General features: G+C 36.1%; 2 protein-coding genes and 3 pseudogenes. 2 read left to right on the top strand and 3 right to left on the bottom strand.

Features of this window, described 5'->3' with window-relative positions; all coding sequences use genetic code 11:
* Positions 1 to 254 precede the first annotated feature (254 nt).
* The gene (locus CHB62_RS14360; protein ID WP_089367358.1) at positions 255 to 2102 is read left to right on the top strand and encodes an ATP-binding protein; all 1848 of its coding nucleotides are present in this window, start codon (positions 255 to 257) and stop codon (positions 2100 to 2102) included.
* A gap of 21 nt (positions 2103 to 2123) precedes the next feature.
* On the opposite strand, the pseudogene CHB62_RS14365 reads toward CHB62_RS14360, so the two are convergent.
* From CHB62_RS14365 to CHB62_RS14375, 3 genes and pseudogenes are all read right to left on the bottom strand, one after another.
* A pseudogene (locus tag CHB62_RS14365) lies at positions 2124 to 2309 on the bottom strand (DUF3875 domain-containing protein); the annotation flags it as partial.
* A pseudogene (locus tag CHB62_RS14370) lies at positions 2306 to 2640 on the bottom strand (DUF4133 domain-containing protein). The pseudogenes CHB62_RS14365 and CHB62_RS14370, both read right to left, overlap by 4 nt.
* Before the next feature lie 4 nt (positions 2641 to 2644).
* Positions 2645 to 2923 carry a DUF4134 domain-containing protein gene (locus tag CHB62_RS14375; RefSeq protein ID WP_254919401.1) on the bottom strand — a complete coding sequence of 93 codons (279 nt, stop codon included), beginning with the start codon at positions 2921 to 2923 and terminating at the stop codon, positions 2645 to 2647.
* Positions 2924 to 3029: 106 nt separating this feature from the next.
* Here CHB62_RS14375 and CHB62_RS14380 point away from each other — a divergent pair.
* Positions 3030 to 3259 (top strand): annotated as a pseudogene (locus CHB62_RS14380) (ISL3 family transposase); the annotation flags it as partial.

The raw sequence follows: 3259 nt of genomic DNA on the forward strand, positions 1-3259 counted from the left end.
TGTTTCATTATTATCTTTAGGCCCAATCAAAAGATTGAGCCTAAAGAGGCGTTGTACTAAACCAAACGGAAGAGTGGTATGATACTTAACCCGAGATCAGGTTATTAAGTTATTATGAAAAGGTTAGCATGTAATAATAAAAGGTTGTCTCTTTTGTTTGAAATATAAAATTATAAATGTAACTTTGCGCAGTTATCAGCAAAAGGAGAAATGAAGTAATATCCTTTTTAGATATAAATAAACTCGTAATCATCATGGAAGTAAATATAAAACAGGCTTTGAAAGTTTTCTTTTCTAAATCATCATTTGAGATGATTTATTTTGAGGCATTTGCCAATGCTCTTGATGCGGGTGCAACTGATTTTTATATTGATATAAAACAAGGGAATGAGCTAAAGGAGTTATCCTTAGTTCTAACAGATAATGGTATAGGTTTCACAGATGAACGTTTTCGAAAATTTGGAAAGCTTTTTGATGTTGAAGAAGAGCCAAGTCATAAGGGACTAGGACGCCTAGTCTATTTGTGCTATTTTGGTAAGGTACATGTTGAGAGCTGTTTTAACAATTCTGTCAGAAGAGTTTTTGATTTTGATGAATCCTTCAACGGAACAAGTCAAACTATACATACGGGTAATGAAGACAATGGTACGGTATTGACTATGACGGAGTTCTTAGGAACAAAACTTGGAAGAAATGATTATATAAGGCCATCTTATATAAAGAATGCACTATTGGAAAATTTCTATATGAAGTTCTATAAAGCGAAGTTGGTAGGTAAACAACTCAATATCTTTATTCGCTTATTTGTTGATGGGCAAATCGTTTCAAAAGAAACAATTACCACTGATAGTATGCCTTCTTTCTCTGTTAAGGAACTAACTACACAAATGGATTTTTTTAATAGTATAGACCTTTATTACTATGTCAGAGAAGTAGAAATAAAAGAGACAAAGGTTATAACAGCATTAGCTATTGATGACCGTAGTCATAGAGTAGAAATAATTGCAGATGAAAATCTACCTAAAGGTTATGAAATGATATTTTTGCTCATTTCTGAATCATTTCAAGGAAATATAGATGGAACTCGTCAGAATCTTACCATCTCAGACAATGAATTGACTATAATAAAGACTATTTTTAGGAATGGAATATCAGAAGTCATAAAAGAGCAGTTCCCTCAAATAAATAAGAATAATGAGAAAAGAGTTACTTATTTAAAACAAACCTTTCCACATCTTTGCGGTTATTTTGATAATAATGACATAGGATATTCTTCGCAAACTGATATTCTGAAAAAAGCTCAAGATAAGTTCTTCAGAGATCAGAAAGAAATTCTTGGTGCCAAGGAGTTAAATGACGAACAATTTAACAAATCATTAGACCTTTCTGCACGTGCTTTAACTGAATATATTTTATTCAGACAGAATGTACTCAAGAGAATGAAAGGATTAGATAAAAATAATAAAGAAGAGGAACTGCATAATCTTATAGCACCTAAATACGCAGAATTTCATGGACAAGATGTTGTTACAGATATGTATAGAAACAATGTTTGGGTTCTTGATGATAAATTTATGAGTTATAGCACAGTACTTAGTGAAGCAGAAATGTCACGAGTAATAGATGTCCTTACTGAAGGGGAAGTTAGAGATAAAGATAATGATCGTCCAGATATAACACTCTTCTTTTCGGGAAATCCAAACGAATCAGATAAGAAAGTAGATGTTGTTGTTGTTGAATTAAAACGTTTAGGCTTAAGTGCTGAACAAAATTCTATTGTTGAATTTCAATTGGATACTCGAACGCGCAGACTAGCTGAATATTATGGTAATCGTATACAGAGAATGTGGTTTTATGGTATTGTTGATTTTGATGATCAATATGAAATGCATCTAAGGGATAATTATTTCAATCCTTTATTTTCAAATGGAAAAATATATTTTCGTTCAAAACCAGTATCTTTAGATTTGACAAGTTCGCAAAGTGTTATTCAGAATGCTTATATACTTGATTTTTCTGCTATGGTTGAAGATGCAAATTCAAGAAATTCGACATTCTTAAAGATTCTTCAACATAGTTTCGAAAACGAGAGCAGTAAGTAAGAATTGTCTATAGTTTTACATAATAGTTTTATATTCTACACTTGTAACGGTGAAGAGTTCGGGCGGTTCCACACGGAAAGCCACCGTCATGTCGGCATCCTTGCTCGCCATACATCCCTGCTCGACAGAGAGTAGCGGAAACTTTGATTCTAAAGTTGTTATCTTGCTTTTGTTTTTTCGGTCAAAGACCTCAACAGTACGTCTCATTGCTTCGCATTCTTTGGTTGAAGGTTACGGGTAAGGTGGAAGACTGTACGGCGGTTCATAAGGTAGCGTGGGTGTATACGCACTGCTCCTTTCTTCATCAGCCCATATTGCCCGTACTTTCTGTTCATGGTGAACATTTGCCATACCACAAGGCTGGCACCACTACACCTATGACAAGACAGGTAATTTGACTGACTCCACAGAGATAGAGAATAACCACGAGAATAAAGACTGCCAGCAGTCCTCCTGCAAAGAGGAAGAGGTACTGCGCCTTCAAGCCCTTGAACTCTACCGTCCGGCCTACACCCTTGTTAATTTCAAAAGCAGCCATCGCCTTACAGGAAGAAACTTCTCAAGATAGTGGCTGCCACAATGAGGAAGATACACGCACCGAACCAAGAGGCTGCGGTCTTGCTCGTATCGGGGTCACCACTTGAGAACTTGTTGTACACTTTAATGCCTCCAATCAACCCCACTACCGCCCCTACGGCATAAATGAGTTTCGTGCCGGGATCGAGGTAGGAGGTTACCATTTTTGTAGCTTCATTGATACCGGCAATACCATTGCCTTGTGCGTATGCTCCTATGGTGGCAATCATCAGCAGGAGCATCATCAGTGTAATTTTTTTGGTTCTTCCGTTAAATGGATAGATATATCTCATAAGTTATATAAAAAAAAGCTGGTATTATGTATCTTTGTAGTGACCAAACTTCAAGAACATGGATACCAGCATAATGCAAAACGCCTTAGGCGTCTTCCAACAAGATTGTCAGAAACTGCGCTACGAAGATAATAACTTAGTTTTAGAAATCCAAACTCCAAAGGAAAAACTTTGTTGTCCTGTATGTGGAAGTCATAATATCAATCGTAACGGCAGCCATATTCGTCGCTTTGTAAGTGTTCCAATTGGTCTGAGCAAGACCTATCTGGACATGCGTGTACATCGTAT

The sequence above is a fragment of the Prevotella jejuni genome (assembly GCF_900187995.1).
GTDB lineage: Bacteria > Bacteroidota > Bacteroidia > Bacteroidales > Bacteroidaceae > Prevotella > Prevotella jejuni.

Bases quoted from the DNA above. Each gene is read 5' to 3' on its own strand.
- CHB62_RS14360 (WP_089367358.1), top strand. From the start codon at position 255: ATGGAAGTAAATATAAAACAGGCTTTGAAAGTTTTCTTTTCTAAATCA.
- CHB62_RS14375 (WP_254919401.1), bottom strand. From the start codon at position 2,923: ATGATGCTCCTGCTGATGATTGCCACCATAGGAGCATACGCACAAGGC.